20 protein-coding genes are annotated in these 22,035 nt (G+C 59.3%); 16 read left to right on the forward strand and 4 right to left on the reverse strand.

Annotation, left to right across the window (positions count from 1 at the left end; all coding sequences use genetic code 11):
- The first annotated feature begins 152 nt into the window (after positions 1-152).
- On the forward strand, positions 153-791 hold the full coding sequence (locus tag BUC36_RS00205) for an LOG family protein (RefSeq protein ID WP_073270293.1): 639 nt from the start codon (positions 153-155) through the stop codon (positions 789-791).
- A 31-nt stretch (positions 792-822) separates the two neighbouring features.
- Here the strand turns inward: BUC36_RS00205 and BUC36_RS00210 are convergent, their stop codons facing one another.
- Positions 823-1,146, reverse strand: a complete 324-nt coding sequence (locus BUC36_RS00210; RefSeq protein WP_073270295.1) for a DUF6763 family protein — start codon at positions 1,144-1,146, stop codon at positions 823-825.
- 133 nt (positions 1,147-1,279) lie between these two features.
- On the opposite strand from BUC36_RS00210, the gene BUC36_RS00215 reads away from it, so the two are divergent.
- The 4 genes from BUC36_RS00215 to BUC36_RS00230 all read left to right on the forward strand — a co-directional run bounded on the left by BUC36_RS00215 (position 1,280) and on the right by BUC36_RS00230 (position 4,775).
- On the forward strand, positions 1,280-1,912 hold the full coding sequence (locus BUC36_RS00215) for a TetR/AcrR family transcriptional regulator (protein ID WP_073270297.1): 633 nt from the start codon (positions 1,280-1,282) through the stop codon (positions 1,910-1,912).
- 50 nt (positions 1,913-1,962) lie between these two features.
- Positions 1,963-2,979, forward strand: a complete 1,017-nt coding sequence (nagZ, locus tag BUC36_RS00220; RefSeq protein ID WP_073270299.1) for a beta-N-acetylhexosaminidase — start codon at positions 1,963-1,965, stop codon at positions 2,977-2,979.
- A 99-nt stretch (positions 2,980-3,078) separates the two neighbouring features.
- The gene (locus BUC36_RS00225; protein WP_234994845.1) at positions 3,079-4,131 is read left to right on the forward strand and encodes a mechanosensitive ion channel family protein; all 1,053 of its coding nucleotides are present in this window, start codon (positions 3,079-3,081) and stop codon (positions 4,129-4,131) included.
- Between the two features lie 428 nt (positions 4,132-4,559).
- Positions 4,560-4,775 (forward strand): cold-shock protein, encoded by a 216-nt coding sequence (locus BUC36_RS00230; RefSeq protein WP_020413094.1) that lies wholly within the window; start codon positions 4,560-4,562, stop codon positions 4,773-4,775.
- Between the two features lie 180 nt (positions 4,776-4,955).
- On the opposite strand, the gene BUC36_RS00235 is transcribed toward BUC36_RS00230, so the two are convergent.
- The 3 genes from BUC36_RS00235 to mfd form a co-directional block, all read right to left on the reverse strand.
- Positions 4,956-6,191, reverse strand: coding sequence for a DUF819 family protein (locus tag BUC36_RS00235; RefSeq protein ID WP_073270303.1), 1,236 nt, complete (start codon positions 6,189-6,191; stop codon positions 4,956-4,958).
- An 88-nt stretch (positions 6,192-6,279) separates the two neighbouring features.
- Positions 6,280-7,020, reverse strand: coding sequence for a CsiV family protein (locus BUC36_RS00240; RefSeq protein ID WP_073270305.1), 741 nt, complete (start codon positions 7,018-7,020; stop codon positions 6,280-6,282).
- 99 nt (positions 7,021-7,119) lie between these two features.
- On the reverse strand, positions 7,120-10,599 hold the full coding sequence (gene mfd / locus BUC36_RS00245; RefSeq protein WP_073270306.1) for a transcription-repair coupling factor: 3,480 nt from the start codon (positions 10,597-10,599) through the stop codon (positions 7,120-7,122).
- Positions 10,600-10,981: 382 nt separating this feature from the next.
- Between mfd and BUC36_RS00250 the strand changes: the two genes are divergently transcribed.
- From BUC36_RS00250 to BUC36_RS00300, 11 genes are all read left to right on the forward strand, one after another.
- Complete coding sequence (locus tag BUC36_RS00250) at positions 10,982-12,367, forward strand: glyceraldehyde-3-phosphate dehydrogenase (protein WP_234994945.1); 1,386 nt, start codon at positions 10,982-10,984, stop codon at positions 12,365-12,367.
- Positions 12,368-12,718: 351 nt separating this feature from the next.
- Positions 12,719-14,059 carry a Na(+)-translocating NADH-quinone reductase subunit A gene (locus BUC36_RS00255; protein WP_073270309.1) on the forward strand — a complete coding sequence of 447 codons (1,341 nt, stop codon included), beginning with the start codon at positions 12,719-12,721 and terminating at the stop codon, positions 14,057-14,059.
- Positions 14,060-14,061: 2 nt separating this feature from the next.
- The gene (locus BUC36_RS00260; RefSeq protein ID WP_073270311.1) at positions 14,062-15,273 is read left to right on the forward strand and encodes an NADH:ubiquinone reductase (Na(+)-transporting) subunit B; all 1,212 of its coding nucleotides are present in this window, start codon (positions 14,062-14,064) and stop codon (positions 15,271-15,273) included.
- Positions 15,266-16,048: a Na(+)-translocating NADH-quinone reductase subunit C gene (locus tag BUC36_RS00265; protein ID WP_073270313.1), complete on the forward strand. Its 783-nt coding sequence runs from the start codon at positions 15,266-15,268 to the stop codon at positions 16,046-16,048. Before BUC36_RS00260 ends, BUC36_RS00265 begins: the two co-directional genes overlap by 8 nt.
- Before the next feature lie 2 nt (positions 16,049-16,050).
- Positions 16,051-16,707, forward strand: coding sequence for an NADH:ubiquinone reductase (Na(+)-transporting) subunit D (locus BUC36_RS00270; RefSeq protein ID WP_073270315.1), 657 nt, complete (start codon positions 16,051-16,053; stop codon positions 16,705-16,707).
- Positions 16,708-16,710: 3 nt separating this feature from the next.
- Entirely contained in the window at positions 16,711-17,319 is a 609-nt protein-coding gene (gene nqrE / locus BUC36_RS00275; RefSeq protein WP_073270317.1) for an NADH:ubiquinone reductase (Na(+)-transporting) subunit E, read from the forward strand.
- 18 nt (positions 17,320-17,337) lie between these two features.
- Positions 17,338-18,561: an NADH:ubiquinone reductase (Na(+)-transporting) subunit F gene (gene nqrF / locus BUC36_RS00280; RefSeq protein WP_073270319.1), complete on the forward strand. Its 1,224-nt coding sequence runs from the start codon at positions 17,338-17,340 to the stop codon at positions 18,559-18,561.
- Between the two features lie 107 nt (positions 18,562-18,668).
- A complete protein-coding gene (locus BUC36_RS00285) occupies positions 18,669-19,646 on the forward strand; it encodes an FAD:protein FMN transferase (protein ID WP_234994846.1) in 978 nt (325 codons plus the stop codon).
- Positions 19,646-19,885 carry a (Na+)-NQR maturation NqrM gene (nqrM, locus tag BUC36_RS00290; protein WP_073270321.1) on the forward strand — a complete coding sequence of 80 codons (240 nt, stop codon included), beginning with the start codon at positions 19,646-19,648 and terminating at the stop codon, positions 19,883-19,885. The genes BUC36_RS00285 and nqrM overlap by 1 nt, the downstream gene beginning before the upstream one ends.
- 73 nt (positions 19,886-19,958) lie before the next feature.
- Positions 19,959-21,356: a Si-specific NAD(P)(+) transhydrogenase gene (sthA, locus tag BUC36_RS00295; protein WP_073270323.1), complete on the forward strand. Its 1,398-nt coding sequence runs from the start codon at positions 19,959-19,961 to the stop codon at positions 21,354-21,356.
- Positions 21,353-21,817: a thioesterase family protein gene (locus tag BUC36_RS00300; protein WP_073270325.1), complete on the forward strand. Its 465-nt coding sequence runs from the start codon at positions 21,353-21,355 to the stop codon at positions 21,815-21,817. Before sthA ends, BUC36_RS00300 begins: the two co-directional genes overlap by 4 nt.
- The last annotated feature ends 218 nt before the right edge of the window (positions 21,818-22,035 follow it).

Raw genomic sequence — 22,035 nt, forward strand, 5'->3', positions numbered from 1 at the left:
TTCTGTATTTATATACAGGTGCTGTGATTATATACAGATTTGTTGACTGCGCAATCTTCGCATGGATGTCGCGGGAAACTGCTACATTGAAGAGGAAGAAACAGAGCGAATAAATAGAACGTCGAATGACGCGACAATGAGGGAATACAATAATGCTAGATGCAAAAATGCCCGAGGCCTGGCGCGTACTGCGTATTCAATCGGAATTGGTGGATGGCATAGAGCGATTGATCGCGCTCAGTGGCGCGGTCACTGTGTTCGGCGGTGCGCGATTTACCGAGGATAGCGCGGAATACAAACAGGGCGTGCGACTGGGTGAATTGCTGGCGGCGGAGGGGATTTCGGTGATTACCGGCGGCGGGCCCGGTTTGATGGAGGCCTGTAATCGAGGGGCCTATCCGCAACCGGGCACTTCGATCGGCCTGAATATTGAGCTGCCGTTCGAGCAGGAGCCGAATCCCTACCAGGATATCAGTTTGAATTTTCGCTATTTTTTTGTGCGCAAGTTTATGTTTGTGAAGCACGCTGTTGGATTTGTCGGATTGCCCGGTGGCTACGGCACGCTTGACGAATTATTTGAGGCGCTGACCCTGGTGCAGACACAAAAAGTGCGGCGTTTCCCCATCGTGCTGGTGGGAAAACGCTATTGGTCAGGATTGCACGGCTGGCTGCTAGACACGGTACTCGAGCGCAACTGTATTGACGCTTCAGATCTGGAACTATTTCGCATCGTCGACACCGTGGATGAAGCTGCCGAAGCGATTATCGAATATATCAAAGAGCGGGAGTGACAGCGTTGTATGCAATCGCGCTAGTTATTAATCAATAGAGGCTTTCGTCCGTCCCCGGCAACGTCTCACCCTCCATTGTGTCGAGTGGACCCAGACCCGGGGAGAACTCAAATCCGCTAACGTTCGGATCTTGCTCAATCGCGGTCAAGCCGAAGGCGGCATTGGAATCCTCGGGTGGTGGGGCGCTGACCACGGGCAGGCCCTGCCACTGATCGAGTTCGAACTCGTCCAGAGTGCCGTCCAGGTACTGCACTTCCACCGTTTGCTGCAGTTCGTCAATCGCCACCACCTCGAACAGCAGTCCGCTGTCGAGATCCTCAAACCAGCTGCCGATTTCCGGTTGCAAATGTGCCATGGCCGTTTGCTCCTTGTTGCTTTCCCCTCAATCTAATGTGTGCACATCCGGCTCGGTAGCGGCGTCAGTTTTGGCGCGGAATGTGCTAATCTGGCCATACTAAACAACCGTTTTAAATGTTGGTTTGAAACCTATGAGCCAGACGGATACCGTCAGTCGAATTCTGGATGCGGCGGAAGTGCTGTTTGCCGAGCGCGGCTTCACCGAGACCTCTCTGCGGACGATTACCACTACCGCCGGCGTGAACCTGGCCGCTGTAAACTATCACTTCGGGTCAAAAAAAGAATTGATACAGGCGGTTTTCGAGCGGTTTTTGACGCCTTTTACCGGGGCGCTGGCCGCCGAACTGGACCGGCGGGTCGCCGCCGGAGAGGCGCTGACGGTGGAGGGGTTGCTGGAAAGTCTGTACCGGGTGGGGATGGGCAGTCTTGCGGAGCAGGGGCGGGACCCTCAGCGCTTTATGCGGTTGTTGGGCCTGGCCTATACGCAGTATCAGGGGCACCTGCGCCGTTTTATCGTATCCCGCTACGGGGACAGTTATCGCCGCTTTGCCGGCCTGCTGGCCCAGGCACTGCCGGGACTGGATCCGGTGACCTTTTACTGGCGCCTCTACTTTATGCTCGGTGCCACCATCTTCACTTTGTCGAGCTACGATGCCATTGAGGCTATCCTGAGGGAAGATTTTGGTGCACCGAGCAGTCTGCCCGAAACGCTGGAGCGCCTGGTGCCGGCAGCGGCAGCCATGCTCAAAGTCAATTCGCAGTAAGGTCGACCGCCGCAATCCAATATGTATGTCGAACTGATGAGGGATGCCCTATGTCTGCACTGCTCGGCCCGGTAATGATCGATATCGATGGACTGGAACTAACGGCAGAAGACCGGGAGTTGCTGCGTCATCCGCTCGTGGGCGGACTGATTTTTTTTGCGCGCAACTATCGCGATCGCAGTCAGCTGCAGGACCTGGTCGCGGCGATCAGGGAGGTGCGCCCGGAAATACTGCTGGCGGTCGACCAGGAAGGGGGCAGGGTGCAGCGTTTTCGCGATGAGTTCACCCGGCTGCCGTCCATGCAGGCCCTGTGCGCCGAGGCCAACGACGAGCAGTTACAGGATGTGGGCTGGCTGCTGGCGGCAGAACTGCTGGCGGTGGGCGTGGATTTCAGTTTCGCGCCGGTACTCGATGCGGACGACCAGCACTGCCGCATCGTGGGTGATCGCAGTTTCTGCGCCGATGCCGCTCGGGTCGCTGCGCGCGTGCGGCCCTTTATGCGGGGGATGCACGAGGCGGGAATGGCGACGACCGGCAAGCACTTCCCGGGCCATGGCCACGTACTCGAGGACAGTCACGAGGAGCTGCCCGAGGACGAGCGCTCGCTGGAGCAGGTGATGACCTCGGACGCGCTGCCATTTATCGAGTGTATCGAGGCGGGCGAGCTGGATGCAGTGATGCCCGCGCATATTCGCTTTGTGCAGGTCGATAGCCAGCCGGTGGGATTCTCGCGCTACTGGCTGCAGGAGGTTCTGCGCGGGCGGCTGGGTTTCGATGGAGTCATTTTCAGCGATGACCTGTCTATGGAGGGGGCCGGTGCTGCCGGAGGTTACGGCAGCCGGATAAGAGCGGCCATGGACGCGGGCTGCGATATGGGTGTGGTCTGTAACAATCGGGCCGGTGCACTGGAGATACTCGATGCGCTGCACGATTTTTCACCAAGACGCGCGTCCAGTGACAGGCTGCAACGTATGCGGGGCAGGCCGGCGATAGAATCCTGGTCGGAGCTGGAGGCCAGCCCGCGCTGGCAGCGCACCCGCGATTGGCTGGCCGCGCTGCTGGCCTGACCATCGAACACGATCGACATAAACGCATAACAGGAGAGGTATTCAGTGGAGTCCGCGAAGGGAATGGTGTTGTCCTGGATAAATAGTAACCAATACTGGATGTTGGCAATTTTTCTGATCGTGCTGGCGACGGCGGTGGCTGCCTGGCTGTTCGGGCGCTTCGTGCAGCGCCTGCAGCTGCGGGCCGAGAAGACGGTAAATGCCTGGGACGACGCGCTGGTGGGCGCTCTGACGCCGCCTGGTCCGGTGCTGATCTGGTTGTTGGGCTTGACGGTGGCCGCCGGGCGCGCGGGTAAAGCGACCGGAGCCGAAGTCTTCGACCTTGCCACACCTGTCCGCGACGTGGGTGTGATTCTCGCAATTGCCTGGTTCGCCTGGCGCTTTTCCCACAATATCGAGCAGAACCTGCGTGACCCGCGCTATATGGGCAAGCCGATGGACACGACCACGGTTCGCGCCATGGGCAAGCTGGTGCGCGCCTCCATCCTGATCACCGCTGCCATGGTGATCATGCAGTATTTCCAGTACAGCATCAGCGGCATACTGGCGTTCGGCGGTATCGGCGGTCTCGCCATCGGCTTTGCCGCCAAGGACCTGCTGGCCAACTTCTTCGGCGGTTTGATGATCTATCTGGACCGGCCGTTTTCGGTGGGAGACTGGGTGCGCTCCCCGGATAAGGAAATCGAAGGCACTGTCGAGGATATCGGCTGGCGCCTGACCCGCATCCGCACCTTCGACAAGCGCCCGCTCTATATACCCAATGGCATCTTTACCCAGATTGCGGTAGAGAATCCGTCCCGTATGTTGAATCGGCGCATATACGAGACTATCGGTATACGTTATGAAGATGCCCCGTTAATGTCTGCAATTGTTGCGGATGTGAAAGCGATGTTACAGCGGCACCCCGAAATCGATACCAATCAAACGCTAATCGTCAATTTCAATAGTTTTGCCCCATCGTCACTGGATTTCTTTATTTACACCTTCACGAAAACTACCGAATGGGTGCGATATCACGAGATTAAACAGGATATCCTGCTGACTATCCTGAAGATAATCGAGGGGCACGGTGCCTCCTGCGCTTTCCCCACGTCCACGCTGCATATCGCCGAAATCCCCGCATTGAGGGGGGAAGCCGTGTTAGACAGCTGAAGGACAGTAGTGCGTAAAAGCACAATTGGTCAGTAATGGGGTAATTGATTTTGTCTTTTGGCGATTAATTGCGCATATATTTGAAACCGTAGTATTTATTTCACATAGAAACCTAGACACTGGCGCCATTTTATCTAAGAATCAGATATGTCTATTGAGCGTGACTTGGTGGACAGTGCAAGACAGTAATTGGCTAGGGGCCCATTGCTGATATTGGGGTGGCGTTTTCCCCTCTTGCCTATAGAGGTTAAAGGAATCTCGGAAAAAGTGACGAGCGGGTGGTTGATGGTGGCCGCCGAAGCGCAGCAGGCGGAGTGTACTTAAGTACATGAGCATGCGAGCATCGCCGGACGCCGGCAGGCGCACGCGCAGTAGTTTTCAGGGATTCCTTAAGAGGTGGACGCAATAACAATAATGAGGTTGTCTCAATGAGTGATCGCGTTACAGGTACTGTGAAGTGGTTTAATAACGCCCGGGGTTATGGCTTCATCACCTGTGGAGAAGGAACTGAAGACATTTTCGTTCATTACCGCAGTATTCGTGGTGAAGGGTATAAGACCCTGAACGAAGGTCAGGCGGTTGAATTTGAAATGCAGCAGGGTGACAAAGGATTGCTGGCGGAAGATGTTGTTCCCTGTGAGTGATTCCCGCCGAATTACTCGTTGAAATATCTTTTCTGCACGGTGGGTCTGGCCAGGCGGTTTCGGTCACGGACCCCAATCAGCGCTTCCTGAAAAGCGGGCCTACTGGTCCGCTTTTTTATTGGGCGTCGTGCGGTGTCAGAAATCCCCGCGGGCAAACCCGCAGGGATTCTCGCAACTTGATCAGCCCCCGCCGACCACGCGCAGTAACTGCCCGCAGAACCAGGCCGCATAGGTGCCGAGGGCGTAACCCATCACTGCCAGCAGCACGCCCACCGGTGCCAGTGATGGATGGAAGGCCGCGGCAACGACTGGTGCCGAAGCGGCCCCGCCGACATTGGCCTGGCTGCCCACTGCCATAAAGAAGGTGGGGGCCTTGATCAGTTTGGCAACCAGCAATATCAGGCCCGCATGTACCGCCATCCAAATCGCGCCCAGCAAGAACAGTTCGGGGCTATCTCTCAGTGCGGTAATGTCCATGTGGGTGCCGATGGTGGCGACCAGGAAGTAGATAAATACAGAGCCCACCTTCGAGGCGCCGGCGCCCTCGAGTTTTTTCGCCGGTGAAAAGGCCATGACGATGCCGAGGGTCGTGGCGATGACGATCAGCCAGAAGAACTGGCTGGTAAAGCTGAAGCGCGCCAGCTGCGGCGCGTTGGCCTGGAACCAGGGGGCCAGCTGGTCCGCAAAGGCGTGAGCGATCGCGGTGATGCCGAAGCCGACCGCTGCTATCAACATCAGGTCGGGCAGGCTCGGAATTCGCGAGTGCTTCTTCTGCCGTGCTTCCACTTTCTCGCGCAGTTCGGTGATGGCGGTGGTGTCGGCACCACGGCGCTCGTCCAGCTGCTTGGCATTGCCGGCCATAATCAGCAGTACCGCCATCCAGATATTGGCAATAATCACGTCCACGGCGACCATGGCGGAGAACACCTGTCCGCCCACGTCGAAGATTTCCTTCATGGCTGCTTGGTTGGCGCCGCCGCCGATCCAGCTGCCGGCCACGGTGGTCATGCCGCGCCAAACGGCCTCGGGGCCGGTGACACCGATCAGTTCCGGATCGAAGGTAGACATGATCAGCAGGGCAATCGGGCCGCCGATGACAATCCCCAGGGTGCCGGTCAGGAACATGATCAGCGCCTTGGGGCCGAGGTTGATAATGCCCTTGAGGTCAATGCTCAGGGTCAGCAATACCAGGCTGGCCGGCAGCAGATAGCGCGAGGCGACGTAGTAAAGCTGCGATGCCTCCGCATCGATGATGCCGAAAGTGGTGAGCAGGGACGGCAGGAAGTAGCAGAGCAGCAGTGCCGGCACAAAACGGTAAAAGCGTTTCCAGAAACGGTGCTCGCTGCCGGCGGTATAAAAGACAAAACCGAGGATAGCGGCAAGCATGCCGAGAATAATGGCGTCGTTGGTAATCATCAGATAGTTGCGAAGTCAGTTGGAAGTGGTTGTTGTCGTTGTTGTGCTTGTTCTTCTTGTTATAGGTGCGCGTTATAGGTGCGCGGGCTTATTCGCCCGCGTCTTGTTCTTCTTCCGGCGCGACAGTGCGGATTTCGATCAGGATGCCGAATGCGGGATGGTCGAGATAGTGCAGTTCGCCGCTGCGCATACGGCGCTCCTGTTGCAGTTGGGCCACGCGCTGGGCGTAAACCGGCGCCGGAGTTTCAGCAAAAAAGCCGCCGGCCGTCGTCGGGGTGAACTCACCGCTGGTCACAGTCAGTTCCATGGGCTCTTCACTGCGGGCCTGGGGGCGGCGCGGCAGCAGTATGCCGTTTTCCGACTGGCTGGGGCCGAATTCACTCAGCCATAGATCCGTACTCAGGTGCAGGTAGCGGGACACGCTGACCGTGACGCTGCCTTCCAGTCGGCGGTGGCCGTCGATACTGTCACCGCCAGAGATCAGGATCGCCGGGGATCGGCGTTTCTGCTGCAGCACTTGTTGCCAGGCTTTGTGGAATAGCACGCGGTCGCCACCGCGGGTCAGCGCCGCGGCCTTGTTGTCCAGCCTGGTGGCTACCGGGGACAGTACGAGCTGCTCCCCCTCGGCAGTGTCGAAGTCCACCCAGCGGTTCGGGTACTGCAGGCGCGGCGCAGCCGGCCAGGTCTCGCGGGCCTGCGCCATGCCCTGGGGGCGCTCGAACACGATCATCTCGATTTCGAAGGTGGTGCCGGCATAGTTGACTGCCTGGGCACCCGCCGCCGCCAGGGTCAAAAGCAGGGCGGAGCAGATCTTTAAGAATCTTGTCATGGTGTTACCGCTTGTCTCGTAATGCTGTCAGTTGCGTGTATGCCGGTCGCGGCGACGTAAAGCCGCCACAACAGGGCGCTGCCCAATGGTCAGATGGTATCACTGCGCCAGCCGCTCCAACACTCCGGCTACCTGTTGCAGGCGCTGGTCGGGGCCGTCCTCGTCCAGGCTGAAGTTGAGCTGGTTGGCGCCGGCCAGCTGGTAGCGGCCGGGTTCGGTCTGCACCATCTTAACCAATGCGAGCGGATCGACGCGGGTATTGTCCGCAAATTCGATACGTCCTTTCGCCGCCGAGGCCTCCAGTTTGCGGATACCCATGGCGTCGGCCTTGAGCTTGATCTCGGTGGTACGGAACAGGTGCTTGACCGGCTCCGGCAGCAGGCCGAAGCGGTCGATCATCTCCACCTGCAGCTCTTTCAGCTCCTGCGCATCGCTGGCGTTGGCGATGCGCTTGTACATGATCAGGCGTCCGTGCACATCGGGCAGGTAGTCTTCGGGGATCAATGCCGGTACGCGCAGGTTGACGTCTACCGCCAGCGATTCCAGCGGCTCGTCGATGTTGGGGGTACGCCCGGCGCGAATGGCGTGGACCGCCCGGTCGAGCATTTCCATGTAGAGGTTGAAGCCGACGCTCTGGATCTGGCCGCTCTGCTCCTCGCCCAGCAGCTCGCCGGCACCGCGGATTTCCAGGTCGTGGGTGGCCAGGGTAAAGCCGGCGCCGAGGTCCTGGGCCTCGCTGATCGCCTCCAGCCGCTTGACCGCATCGCCGGTCATGGCGCGTTTATTCGGTGTCAGCAGGTAGGCGTAGGCCTGGTGGTGCGAGCGCCCGACGCGTCCACGCAGCTGGTGCAATTGCGCCAGGCCGAACTTGTCGGCGCGCTCGATCAGGATGGTGTTCGCCGTCGGTACATCGATGCCCGTCTCGATGATGGTGGTACAGACCAGTACATTGAAGCGCTTGTGATAGAAGTCGCCCATCACCTGTTCCAGCTCGCGCTCGCGCATCTGGCCGTGGCCAATGCCAATGCGCGCCTCGGGAACCAGTTCCTGCAGTTCCCGCGCGATGCGCTCGATGCTCTTGACCTCGTTGTGCAGGAAGTACACCTGGCCGCCGCGCAGTATCTCCCGCAGCACCGCCTCCTTGATCAGGGCCTCGTCCCGCTCGCGCACGAACGTCTTTACCGACAGGCGCCGCGCCGGCGGGGTGGCGATCACGGACAGGTCGCGAATGCCGGCCATGGCCATGTTCAGGGTGCGCGGGATGGGGGTCGCGGTCAGGGTGAGAATGTCGACTTCGGCTCGCAGGCTCTTCAGGCGCTCTTTCTGGCGCACACCGAAGCGGTGTTCCTCGTCGATGATCAACAGGCCGAGGTTCTTGAAGTCCAGGTCGCTCTGCAGCAGTTTGTGGGTGCCGACGAGGATGTCGACCTTGCCGCTGGCGACCTTCTCTTTCACGCTGTCTACTTCCTTGCCGCTGCGGAAGCGCGAAATCACGTCCACATTCACCGGCCAGTCGGCGAAGCGGTCCTGGAGGGACTGGAAGTGCTGCTGCGCCAGCAGGGTGGTGGGCACCAGCATGGCCACCTGTTTGCCGGCGTGGGCGGCGACGAAAGCCGCACGCATCGCGACTTCGGTTTTTCCGAATCCAACATCGCCACAGACCAGTCGATCCATCGGCTTTTTCGAAAGCATGTCCGCAACGACCGCTTCGATTGCCTGCTGCTGGTCGGGTGTTTCCTCGAACGGGAAGCCGGCGGCAAACTCGCGGTAGGCCAGCCCCGGGTCTGCAAACGCGTGGCCGACACGGGCCTCGCGCCGGGCGTAGATATCCAGCAGTTCGGCGGCGGCGTCGCGAACTTTTTCCGCCGCCTTGCGCTTGGCCTTCTGCCACTGTTCGCTGCCGAGTTTGTGTTGCGGTGCCAGCGCCTCGTCGGCGCCGGAATAACGGCTGATCAGGTGCAGGCTGGCGACCGGGACATAGAGCTTGGCCTCGTCGGCGTACTCGAGGGTCAGGAATTCGGCCGGTTGGCCGTCGATATCGAGGCTCTGCAAGCCCCGGTAGCGGCCGACGCCGTGATCGATATGTACCACCGGTGCGCCAATGCGCAACTCGGCCAGGTTCTTTACGGCGTTGTCGGCATCTTCCTTGGCCTTCTTGCGGCGGCGCTGTTGCAGCACGCGCTCGCCGAACAGTTGCGGTTCGGCAATCAAGTTGATGGCCGGCTCCGCCAGTTTCAGGCCCTGGTCCAGCGGCGCCACGGTGATACCGAAGGTCTCGTCGCTATCGAGGAACTCTGCCCAGCTGCCGAAATTTTTCGGCTGCCGGCGGATTCCCTGCAGCAGTTCCAGCAGGGCTTCGCGGCGCCCGCCGCTCTCCGCGCAGAAAAGCACTCTGCCGGAGTACTCCATCAGGTAGCTCTCCAGCGCCGCCAGCGGCTGCTCGGACTTTCCGTCGACCGGCAGCGAGGGCGGTGCTTCGCTGGCGAAGTTGTAGTTGCCCTGGGCTTCTGGCAGCGATTCCGCCGAAAAGATCGCGCGCGGCATGGTTTTCAGGGCGGAGTTGAACTCGGCGATGTCGAGCAAAATCTGGCGCGGCTGCAGTATCGGTCGGGTCAGGTCACCGCGGCGGCTCTCGTAGCGGTTGCCGACTTCCCGCCAGAAGCTCTCCAGGGGCTTCTGGATATCGCCCTGCAGGAAGGCCTGGCTGCCCTCCGGCAGATAATCGAACAGGCTGGCGCAACCGCCGCCGAAAAACAGCGGCAGGTAATATTCGATGCCGGCGGGGGCGATACCGGCGCTGATGTCCTGGTATATGGGTACCAGGCTCGGATCGCAGTCGAACTGTTCGTGCCAGTTTTGCAGGAATTCCGCCAGCGCGGCCTTGTGCAGCGGGAACTCCCTGGCGGGCAGCAGGTGGATACTCTCGACGGTGTCGACGGTGCGCTGGGTCTCCGGGTCGAAGGTGCGCAGGGACTCGATCTCATCGTCAAACAGGTCGACGCGGTAGGGCAGGCGACTGCCCATCGGGTAGATGTCCATCAGTGCGCCGCGCACCGCGAATTCACCGTGTTCGTAGACGGTGTCCACGCAATGGTAGCCAGCCTGCTCCAGCAGCCGGCGCTGGGTGTTGATGTCGAAGCGCTGCCCCTCGCGCAGAATCAGCGCGTTACCGGCCACATAGTCCCGTGGCGGCAGGCGGTGCATCAGGGTGCTGACGGGTACGATGACAATGCCGCGCCCCATCTGCGGCATCCGGTAGAGGGTGGCGAGGCGATCGGAGATGATGTCCTGGTGGGGGGAGAAGGTGTCGTAGGGCAGTATCTCCCAGTCCGGAAAGTGGAAAATCTGCAGTTCTTCCGCGTCGTCGCTATCTCGCTGCGACTTGTTAAAAAATTTCAGCTGTACCTCGAGGCGATGTGCTTCGAGGCTGTCGCGGGTGACCAGCAGGGTCGGCGCCGAGTTGCTGCGCGCGGCGTTCAGGATCGCCAGTGCGGCCGCTGCGCCATGCAACTGCCCCCAGTACTGGCGGTCAGTGGTGGAGCGAAACGAGGGCGGCGCCAGGGGGTTTAAATCGGTCATCTTTCCTTATATATCCGCACTTTCTGTCAGGACAGGGTCAGGGGGGCGCTATTGTAACGGTGAACTCCGGTCGGTGCAGTTTATCCGCGCCAGTGAGTGAATTTCAGTTGGCGGGGAAGTCCCGCTCTGCGGGTTGCGCAAAGTCCCTGGAGTGGGGAACAGCTTGGTAGTTTTACTACAATTTCCGGGCTCTTTTTTGCTCAGTTGCGCACCTATAGATGAATGCTGATAATGCGCAGCCACACGGCCCGGGACCCGTTGTCGGGCCGCATTTTCCCGCCTATCAAACACATTGCAGAGGTGTCTGACAGTGACTCAGAAGCGACCGAAGCCCGCGGACTTTTTCAAGGACTGGAAAGAGCGTGAAGCACTGGCCGAATCCATGATCCCGATGATTGGTAAGCTCAATCGTGAGCGCAACGTCGGTGTTTACATGTATGGCCGCAACCTGGTTAACCGCTCAGTTCTGAGCATCATGAAGGCGCACCGCTTTGTGCGGCAGGTGGAAGAGAACGAACTCTCCGAATTCGAAAGCTTCCCGGTGCTGGAGGCGATCACCAAGCTGGACCTGGGCCCGGTACACATTGACCTGGGTACCATGACCAACAAATACATGCGCGACGCTCACGGCCTGTCCGTCGATGAGTTCGTTAAGCGGGAGCTGGCCGACGCCGTGGGCGCTGGCAAGCCGCTGCCGGAACCGAAAGACGTGGTCATTTACGGTTTTGGTCGCATTGGTCGCCTGGTGGCGCGCCTGCTGATCGACAAGGCCGGCAGTGGCGATGTGCTGCGCCTGCGTGCCATCGTGCTGCGCAAGGGCAAGGCCGACAACGACCTGGTCAAGCGCGCCTCCCTGCTGCGCCGGGATAGCGTACACGGCGCCTTCAAGGGCACCATCCGTGTCGACGAGGAAACCAACACCCTGATCTGCAACGGCAATGAGATCAAGGTGATCTACGCCAACTCGCCGCAGGAGGTCGACTACACCGCGCACGGTATTCACGATGCGCTGATCGTCGACAGCACCGGCGTGTGGCGCGATGAGGAAGGCCTGAGCCAGCACCTGGAGAGCAAGGGTGCCGCCAAGGTGCTGCTGACTGCGCCGGGCAAAGGTGACATCAAGAACATCGTTTACGGCATCAACAACGACGATATCACGCCGGATGACAAGATCCTGTCCGCGGCATCCTGTACCACCAATGCGATTGTGCCGGTACTGAAGGCGATGATGGACAAGTACGGTGTGGAACACGGTCACGTGGAAACCGTACACGCCTATACCAACGACCAGAACCTGATCGACAACTACCACAAGGGTGAGCGCCGCGGTCGCGCCGCTGCGCTGAACATGGTGTTGACCGAGACCGGTGCCGCCAAGGCGGTCGCGAAGGCGCTGCCGGAGCTGAAAGGCAAGCTGACCGGTAATGCGATTCGCGTGCCCACCCCGAACGTGTCCATGGCCATCCTGAACCTGAACCTGGGCAAGGAAACTAGCAAGGACGAGCTGAACGATTACATGCGTGATGTGGCGCTGCACTCGCCGCTGCGCCAGCAGATCGACTACACCAACTCTCCGGAAGTGGTCTCCAGTGATTTCGTTGGCTCCCGTCGCGCCTGTGTGTTCGACTCTATCGCCACCATCGTCGACGGCAAGAATGCCGTGCTGTACTGCTGGTACGACAACGAGTTCGGCTATAGCTGCCAGGTGGTGCGCTGCCTGGAGGACATGGCCGGCGTTCGCTACAAGCTGTTCCCGAAGAAGGACTAAGTGCCATCGCTGACGCCTCCCTGGCGGCCCGCGGGGCCGCCGGGGAGGAGTGGGGTGACATTTCTGGTCACCCCGACCATTCCGCCAAATCCCTGTTTTTTCAGCAAAAATTTCCTACCACAGTGCCAATTCGGCCGCTTCTGCACTGGTAAACAAACAAGCCCATCTTTATAATGCGCGCGATTTTGGCGGGGCCGCCGTGCGCCGAGAAGTTCTCTCCTCACCCGATCCCGGGTAAAGCGGCTTAAGTCCTCGCAATGTGGGAATTCCTATATCTGGCTTTGCGGCCCGTACGCGTGGTTGCAAGGCCAGTTTGCATACTTTTTAAACTAGAAACTTAGGCATAGGCGTATGAGAAAGATCCGTCGGGGATTGGATTTACCCATATCCGGCGCGCCCGAGCAGGCCATCCATGATGGTCCTGCGCTCAAGACCGTCGCAGTGCTCGGCCCCGATTACCACGGGATGAAGCCGACCATGGCGGTGGCTGAGGGGGATAGCGTCAAACTCGGACAGCTGCTGTTTACCGATAAGAAGACCGAGGGCGTGCGCTACACGGCGCCGGCAGCGGGTCGCGTGGTCGCGATCAATCGCGGTGCCCGCCGCGTGCTGCAATCCGTGGTCATCGAGATCGACGGTGATGAGGCAGAGCAGTTCGCTACCTACAGCGCCGACCAGCTGGCCACTCTCAGTCGTGAGCAGGTGGTGGAGAACCTGGTCGAGTCCGGTCTGTGGGCCGCGCTGCGCACCCGCCCGTACAGCAAGGTGCCGGCCATCGACGCCCAGCCCGTGGCCATCTTCATCAACGCCATGGACACCAACCCGCTGGCGGCCAACCCGGAGCTGGTAATCGCTGAGAATCGCGATGCCTTCGCCCAGGGCGTGGAGATTCTGTCCAAGCTCGCCGATACCACCTACGTGTGCACTGCGCCGGACGCCGATATCCCGGTGCCCAGCGCCGGCAACATCCGTCGCGAGGCCTTCGCCGGCCCGCACCCGGCGGGACTGTCCGGTACCCATATTCACTTCCTGAGCCCGGTAAAAGCGGGTCGCAGTGTCTTCACCATCAATTACCAGGATGTGATCGCCGTAGGCAAACTGTTTGCGACCGGCAAGCTGTTTACCGATCGCGTGATCTCCCTGGCCGGCCCGCGTGTGAACAAGCCGCGCCTGCTGCGCACCCGCCTGGGCGCCAGCCTGGACGAACTGACTGCGGGTGAGCTGCAGGGTGATGACAACCGCGTAGTTTCCGGCTCCGTGTTCGGTGGCCGTACCGCCGCGGGCCCGCTGGCCTACCTGGGTCGTTACCACAACCAGGTGAGCGTGCTGGAAGAGGGCCGTGAGCGTCCGTTGCTGCACTACATGCGCGCGGGCAACAAGCGTTTCTCGGTATACCCGATCTACCTGTCGCGCCTGTTCAAACACAGACTGTTCAACTTTACCACCAGCACCAATGGCTCCGAGCGTGCGCTGATGCCCATCGGCACTTACGAAACCGTGATGCCGCTGGACATCCTGCCGACGCAGCTGCTGCGCGCACTGATCGTTGGCGACACCGCCACCGCCCAGAAGCTCGGCGTGATGGAGTTGGATGAAGACGATCTGGCGTTGTGCACCTTCGTGTGCCCGGGCAAGTATGAATACGGCCCCATTTTGCGGGACAACCTGACCCGTATTGAGAAGGAGGGTTAAGGATGTTGCGTAAATTCCTCGATTCCATTGAGCCGCATTTCCACAAGGGCGGTAAGTACGAGAAGTTCTACGCGCTGTACGAGGCCGTCGATACCGGCCTGTTCCAGCCCGCGGAAACCACCAAGACCACGGCACACGTGCGCGACGGCATCGACCTGAAGCGCATCATGATCACCGTGTGGGCCTGTGCCATGATCCCGATGTTCTACGGCATGTGGAACGTCGGCTTTCAGGCCAACACCATCATCGCCGGCATGGCCGATGCGGAACTGAGCGGCTGGCGCCACGCCTTTATCGGCGCACTGGCCGGCTACGATCCCAGCAGCCTGTGGGACAACTTCGTACACGGTGCCATGTACTTCCTGCCGATCTACGCGGTGACCTTCATCGTCGGCGGTATCTGGGAAGTGCTGTTTGCCGCAGTGCGCGGCCACGAGGTGAACGAAGGCTTCTTCGTTACCTCGATCCTGTTCGCACTGACCTGTCCGCCGGATCTGCCGCTGTGGATGGTGGCGATGGGTATCAGCTTCGGTGTCGTGATCGGCAAGGAAGTGTTCGGTGGTACCGGCAAAAACTTCCTGAACCCGGCTCTGACTGGCCGCGCCTTCCTGTTCTTCGCCTATCCGGCGGCCATGTCCGGCGACGCCGTGTGGACCGCGGTCGACGGCTACACCGGTGCCACCGCACTGTCCGTGATGGCCAGCGAGGGCATCCAGAACGGTGCCGTCGGCGTGCCCACCGGTCAGCTGACCTGGTTTGATGCCTTTATTGGCAACATGCACGGCTCCATCGGCGAGACCTCCACGCTGGCTATGCTGATTGCAGGCGGCATTCTGCTGTTCATGAAGATCGCCAGCTGGCGCATTGTTGCCGGCACCATGCTCGGCATGATGGCCACCGCCTTCCTGTTCAACATGATCGGCTCCGACACCAACCCGATGTTCAATGTGCCCTGGTACTGGCATCTGGTTGTCGGCGGTTTTGCCTTCGGCCTGATCTTCATGACCACCGACCCGGTGTCGGCGGCCATGACCGATACCGGCCGCTGGTGGTACGGCATCCTGATCGGCGTGATGTGTGTATTGATTCGTGTGGTGAACCCGGCCTTCCCGGAAGGCATGATGCTGGCGATCCTGTTCGCCAACCTGTTCGCACCGCTGTTTGACCACTTTGTGGTGCAGTCCCATATCAAACGGAGGTTGGCACGTGGCTAATAAAGATTCCGTTAAGGGCACGCTGATTGTTGCCCTGGTGATGTGTCTCGTTTGCTCGGTGGTGGTTTCCACCGCGGCAGTGATGCTGAAGCCGAAGCAGGAAGCGAATGCTGAGCTGGATATGAAGCGCAACGTGCTTCTGGCCGGCGGTCTGATCGATGCGGATCAGCACAACGCCAAGGCGATCGAGGCGGCATTCGAATCCGTAACCATTAAATATGTCGACCTGAGAACCGGCAAATTCACCGACGAGGCGCCGGCCGGCGGCAGTGGTCGTGCTGCTGCCAAAATTGCCGATGCCAGTGAAAAACTGCCGCCGGAACAGGATCGGGCCAAGATCATCCGCCGCGAACACACCAAAGAGGTGTACCTGGTGGAGAAAAACGGTGAATTGGAAAAGATCATTCTGCCGGTTCGCGGTTACGGCCTCTGGGGTCAGCTGTACGGCTTCCTCGCTCTTCAGAACGACCTGACGACTGTTGCCGGTCTGGGTTTCTATGAGCACAAGGAGACTCCCGGACTGGGTGGTGAGGTGGACAACCCGAACTGGAAGGCCCAGTGGGTTGGCAAAGAAGTCTTCGACGAGGGCCTCGATGTAGCCATCAACGTGATCAAAGGCAGTGTCGATCCGAACAGCCCGAAAGCCGTTCACCAGGTAGATGGCCTGTCCGGTGCCACACTGACCAGTAAAGGTGTCGATAACCTGATCAACTTCTGGTTAGGCAGTGAGGGCTTTGGTCCCTTCCTGAAAAACCTGCAAGCAGGGGAGGCGTAAGCATGAAAGTCAAAGAGACTCTGCTGGAACCCATTTTTAATAACAACCCCATCGCGCTGCAGATCCTCGGTATCTGCTCTGCACTGGCGGTAACCAGCTCGCTGAAGGTAACTCTGGTCATGTGTGTCGCACTGACTATGGTAACTGCCTTCTCCAATATGTCGGTGTCCCTGATCCGCAAACAGATTCCCAACAGCATCCGTATCATCGTGCAGATGACCGTGATTGCGTCGCTGGTAATCCTGGTGGATCAGGTCATCAAGGCGGTTGCATACGACATCTCCAAGCAGCTGTCGGTATTCGTTGGCCTGATCATCACCAACTGTATCGTGATGGGACGCGCGGAAGCCTTCGCCATGAAGAACCCGCCGCTGCCGAGCTTCCTGGACGGTATCGGTAACGGCCTCGGCTACAGCGTTATCCTGATCGGCCTGGCCTTCGTCCGTGAACTCTTCGGTGCCGGCAAGCTGTTCGGTGCGGAGATCCTGGAGACCGTAAGCAACGGTGGCTGGTATGTACCGAATGGCCTGCTGTTGCTGCCGCCCAGTGCCTTCTTCCTGATCGGCCTGTTTATCTGGGCAATTCGCTCCTGGAAACCGGCGCAGGTGGAAGAGGACGAGTTCAAGATTGCGCCCAATACGCAAGCGCAGGAGGCTTAAGTCGTGGAACATTTGATTAGCCTGGTAATTCGCGCTGTTTTCGTTGAAAACATGGCGCTGGCCTTTTTCCTCGGCATGTGTACTTTCCTGGCTGTGTCCAAGAAAGTGGAAGCCGCAGTTGGACTGGGTGTTGCGGTAATCGTGGTGCTGACACTGACAGTGCCGGTCAACAATCTGATCTACACCTACCTGTTGAAAGACGGCGCGCTGGCCTGGGCCGGCTACCCGGATGTGGACCTGAGCTTCCTCGGCCTGCTGTCCTACATCGGTGTTATCGCCGCGTTGGTACAGATCCTGGAGATGTTCCTGGATAAGTATGTGCCGGCGCTGTACAACGCGCTGGGTGTATTCCTGCCGCTGATTACCGTGAACTGCGCCATCATGGGTGCGTCTCTGTTCATGGTAGAGCGCGAGTACAACTTCGGTGAGAGTGTTGCTTACGGCTTCGGTGCCGGCCTCGGCTGGGCGCTGGCGATTACCGCTCTGGCGGGTATTCGCGAGAGGCTGAAGTACAGCGACGTTCCGAACGGCCTGAAAGGACTGGGCATCACCTTCATTACCGTAGGTCTGATGTCCCTGGGCTTCATGTCTTTCGGCGGCATCGACATCTAAGCGGGGGAACGCAATAGCATGAATATTGAAATCATCCTCGGCGTCGCCATGTTTACCGTCATCGTGCTGGCGCTGGTGGCGGTGATCCTCGTCGCCCGCTCGCGCCTGGTAAACACCGGCAACGTCAACATTCTGGTCAACGGCGAGAAGACTCTCACTGTGCCTGCCGGCGGCAAGCTGCTGCAGACCCTGGCGGCCAACAACCTGTTCCTGGCCTCCGCCTGTGGCGGCGGCGGTAGCTGCGCCCAGTGCGTCTGTAAAGTGGTCTCCGGCGGTGGCGATATGTTGCCGACCGAAGCTGCACACTTTACGCCGCGCGATGCGAAGGAAGGCAAGCGCCTGTCCTGTCAGGTTGCGGTGAAGCAGGACATGGAAATCGAGGTGCCGGAAGAGGTGTTTGGTGTGAAGCAGTGGGAGTGCACTGTGGAATCCAACCCGAACGTGGCGACCTTCATTAAAGAGCTGACGCTGAAACTGCCGGAAGGCGAAAACGTCGACTTCCGCGCTGGCGGTTACGTACAGCTGGAAGCGCCGGCACACCACGTGAAATTCTCCGATTTCGAAATCCAGAAAGAGTACCGTGGCGACTGGGAGCACTTCGGCTTCTTCAACTTGGAATCCAAAGTGACCGAACCGGTAGTGCGCGCCTATTCCATGGCCAACTACCCGGAAGAAAAGGGCGTTGTTAAGTTCAACATCCGCATCGCGACCCCGCCGCCGCGCACCGAAGGTGTGCCGCCGGGCCAGATGTCTTCCTACGTGTTCAGCCTGAAGCCGGGTGACAAGATCAAGGTGTACGGTCCCTTTGGTGAGTTCTTTGCCAAGGATACCGACAACGAGATGGTGTTTATCGGCGGTGGCGCCGGCATGGCCCCGATGCGTTCACACATCTTCGACCAGCTCAAGCGTCTGAAGAGCAAGCGCAAGATCAGCTTCTGGTACGGTGCTCGCTCCCTGCGCGAGATGTTCTACGAAGACGACTACAACGGCCTGGCGGCAGAGTGCGACAACTTCCAGTGGCACGTGGCCCTGTCCGATCCGCAGCCGGAAGACAACTGGACCGGTTATACCGGCTTCATTCACAACGTGGTTTACGAGAACTATCTCAGGGACCACCCGGCTCCGGAAGACTGCGAGTACTACATGTGCGGACCGCCCATGATGAACGCAGCCGTCATCAATATGCTCAAAGATCTGGGTGTAGAGGATGACAACATCCTGCTGGATGACTTCGGTGGTTAATCGGGGAGCGTAAATTGCTTACAGCAATCCGAGAGCCGATAAAAACAAAAACAGGGCCCGCATTCACGGCCCTGTTTTTGCTTTTAATGCTGGTAACAGCTGCGGCAATGTTTTCCGCGTGCACGCCGTCCCCGAAGAGCTGGCAGCTGAGTGGCCCGACCATGGGCACCAGTTACCACATCACGGTGGTGGACGTGCCCGCTGGCCTGACGCGTACCGCGCTGCAGCAGCTGGTTGATGGCGAGCTGCAGCAGGTCAATCAGGAGATGTCGACCTATATCGACGATTCCGAGTTGATGCGTTTTAACCGCGGCCCAGTTGGCGAAGCGGTGCCCGTCAGTGCACATCTCGCGCAAGTGGTGGAGCTTTCGAAGGATATCTACCGGCGCAGCGATGGTGCCTTCGATGTGACCGTTGGCCCCCTGGTCAACCTGTGGGGCTTTGGGCCGCAGCCAGAACCCGAGCGAGTGCCGGATGACGCGGCTATTGCGGCACTGCAGCAGCAGCTTGGCTCTGATGCGCTGACGATCGAGCGCAATCCCGATCGTCTGGCGCGCAGTCGCCCGGTACAGATCGACCTGTCGGCCATCGCCAAGGGGCACGGTGTCGATCGCGTGGCGCGGCTGCTCGAAAAGCAGGGCATAGCGAATTACCTGGTGGAGATCGGCGGCGAGCTGCGCACTCTGGGCAGGAACCCGAAGGGGCAGGAATGGCGCATCGGCATCGAGAGCCCGGATTCTGCCGGCCGCATGGTGCAGAAACCCATTTCGGTGAGTGGAAAATCCGTCGCTACCAGCGGCGATTACCGCAATTACTATGAGCGCGAGGGTGTGCGCTATGCGCACAGCATCGATCCGCGCACCGGGCGTCCGCTGCAGCACCGCCTGGCGTCCGTTACCGTGATTGCCGATACCTGTGCCGAGGCCGACGGCCTGGCGACGGCGCTGAATGTGCTTGGGGCCGACGCGGGATTAAAATTGGCAGAGAGGGAGAATCTCGCCGTATTTATGCTGGTGAAAACCGACGAGGGATTCCAGGAGCGTTACAGCGACGCTTTTAAACCTTATCTTGAGAGGTCTGAATAGTGACTGTATTTGTGTTTGCCTTTGTTGCCATGTTGCTGATCGTTGCGGGTATGGCTTTGGGCGCGATATTCCAGAATAAGCCGCTCAAGGGCTCCTGTGGCGGCCTGAACAATCTCGGTCTGAAAGACGGCTGCGAGATTTGTGGTGGCGATGATGATGTCTGCAAGAAAGAGCAGGAGCGCCAGCAGCGTCTGGCCGATGAGGCAGATCTCGCCTACGACGCAACCAAGCGTAAGTAATCTGATTGAGCGGGAGTGGGGCGGGTCACTCCAGCCTGCGTATTTGTTGAATAATTAAAAATAGAGCTTGTAGATGGCAGAGCAAAAATTCGATCTGGTGGTAATCGGTTCCGGTCCCGCTGGTGAGGCCGCGGCGATGAGCGCGGCCAAGAAGGGACTGCGTGCGGCGGTGATTGAGAAGCGCCAGGTGGTGGGTGGCAACTGTACCCACAAGGGCACCATTCCCTCCAAGGCACTGCGCCATTCAGTCAAACAGCTGATGCGCTACAACACCCAGAGTGTCTTTCGTGCTCTCGGCGAACCGCGTCGCCTGACGTTCCCGCAGGTCATGCAGACGGTCAACAAAGTCATCTCCTACCAGGTGGAGATGCACACCGCCTGTTACGCGCGCAACCGCGTCGAGCTGATTGTCGGTGAGGCGCGTTTCCGTGACACCAACAGCGTGGAAGTGCTGTTGCCGGACGGTGCCACGGAAATTATCAGCTCAGAAAAATTTATCATTGCAACCGGTTCGCGTCCCTATCGTCCGGCAGATGTAGACTTTGGCCATGCACGGGTCTACGACAGCGATACCATCCTCGATATGCAGCATACGCCGCACTCGATCATGATCTACGGTGCCGGTGTGATCGGCTGCGAATATGCGTCGATTTTTGCCGGCCTCGGTGTCAAGGTGGACCTGATCAATACCCGTGGCAGCCTGCTGGAGTTTCTGGACGATGAGATTTCCGATGCGCTGAGCTATCACCTGCGCGATATGGGTGTAACCGTTCGCCATCGCGAGGAATATGCCAAGGTGGTGCCCACTGATAGTGGTGTCATCATGGAAATGCAGTCGGGCAAGCGCATCCACGCCGACGCCCTGTTGTGGTGTAACGGCCGCACGGGTAACACCAGCGGCCTGGGGCTGGACAGTATCGGCCTCGAAGCAAACCATCGCGGCCAGTTGAGCGTAGACGAACACTACTGTACGGAAGTCGATAATGTTTACGCGGTTGGCGATGTGATCGGCTGGCCGAGCCTCGCCAGCGCTTCCTACGACCAGGGCCGCGCTGTTGCGGCGGCCATTGTCGGCCGCGGCCACAGGATTATCGAGGATGCTCCGACCGGTATCTACACGCTGCCGGAAATCTCGTCCGTCGGCAAAACCGAGTCGGAGTTGACTGCCGCCAAGGTTCCCTACGAGGTGGGCCGGGCGCTGTTCAAGCACACCGCGCGGGCACAGATTTCCGGTGAGCGCGTGGGTATGCTGAAGATTCTGTTTCATATCGAAACCGGCGAAATACTCGGTATCCACTGCTTCGGTGCCGAAGCGGCAGAAATCGTGCATATCGGCCAGGCCATCATGAAGCAGCCGGCGCCGAACAACAGCATCGACTATTTCGTCAACACCACCTTCAACTACCCGACCATGGCAGAAGCCTACCGCAGTGCGGCCCTGGACGGACTGAACAGGGTGGCACGGCTGTGACAGAACCTTCCCCTAGTGAATTCCAGGAGCTGGTAAAGGGCTTTTTTGAGCAGATTCCCTTTAACCGACAGATTGGCCTGGAAATGTGCGAGCTGGATCTCGAGGCGCTGACGCTTTCCGCCTCCTTCGAGTTGCGCCCGGAGCTGATCGGTAATATCTGGAAAAACATACTGCACGGCGGTGTTATTGCCACAGCACTGGATACCATCGGCGGCTTGACCGCGATGGTGGCCGCTTATCAGCGCATGGGCGATATCGACTGGAAAGAGAAGACCGAGCGCCTGTCGAAGCTGGGCACCGTGGATATGCGCGTTGACTACCTGAAGCCGGGCAGGGGAGAGCACTTTATTTGTCATGGCTCTATCTTGCGCGCCGGCAACAAGCTCGTTGTATCGCGAATGGAGCTGCGCAACGACTCCGACGAGTTGATCGCTACAGGTACCGCCACCTACCTCTATTGACTTCGCGCGATTGGCCCCAGAAGAACCGCCGGTTTTGCCGGCGGTTAATTTTATCCCTTTTCAGACACACCGATCAGTTGTGAAGCGACCGGGCAGAAGTCTCTGCCGGTGTTGTCACCGTTAAATATTCCACAGTCCCCGATAGTCGTTGGAACCCTATGCGTACGTTAGGCCGTCGAGCACATCGGCGCGGCTGGCGACGTTGTTGTTGTCCATGG

The sequence above is a fragment of the Microbulbifer donghaiensis genome, from assembly GCF_900129095.1.
GTDB classification, from domain to species: domain Bacteria; phylum Pseudomonadota; class Gammaproteobacteria; order Pseudomonadales; family Cellvibrionaceae; genus Microbulbifer; species Microbulbifer donghaiensis.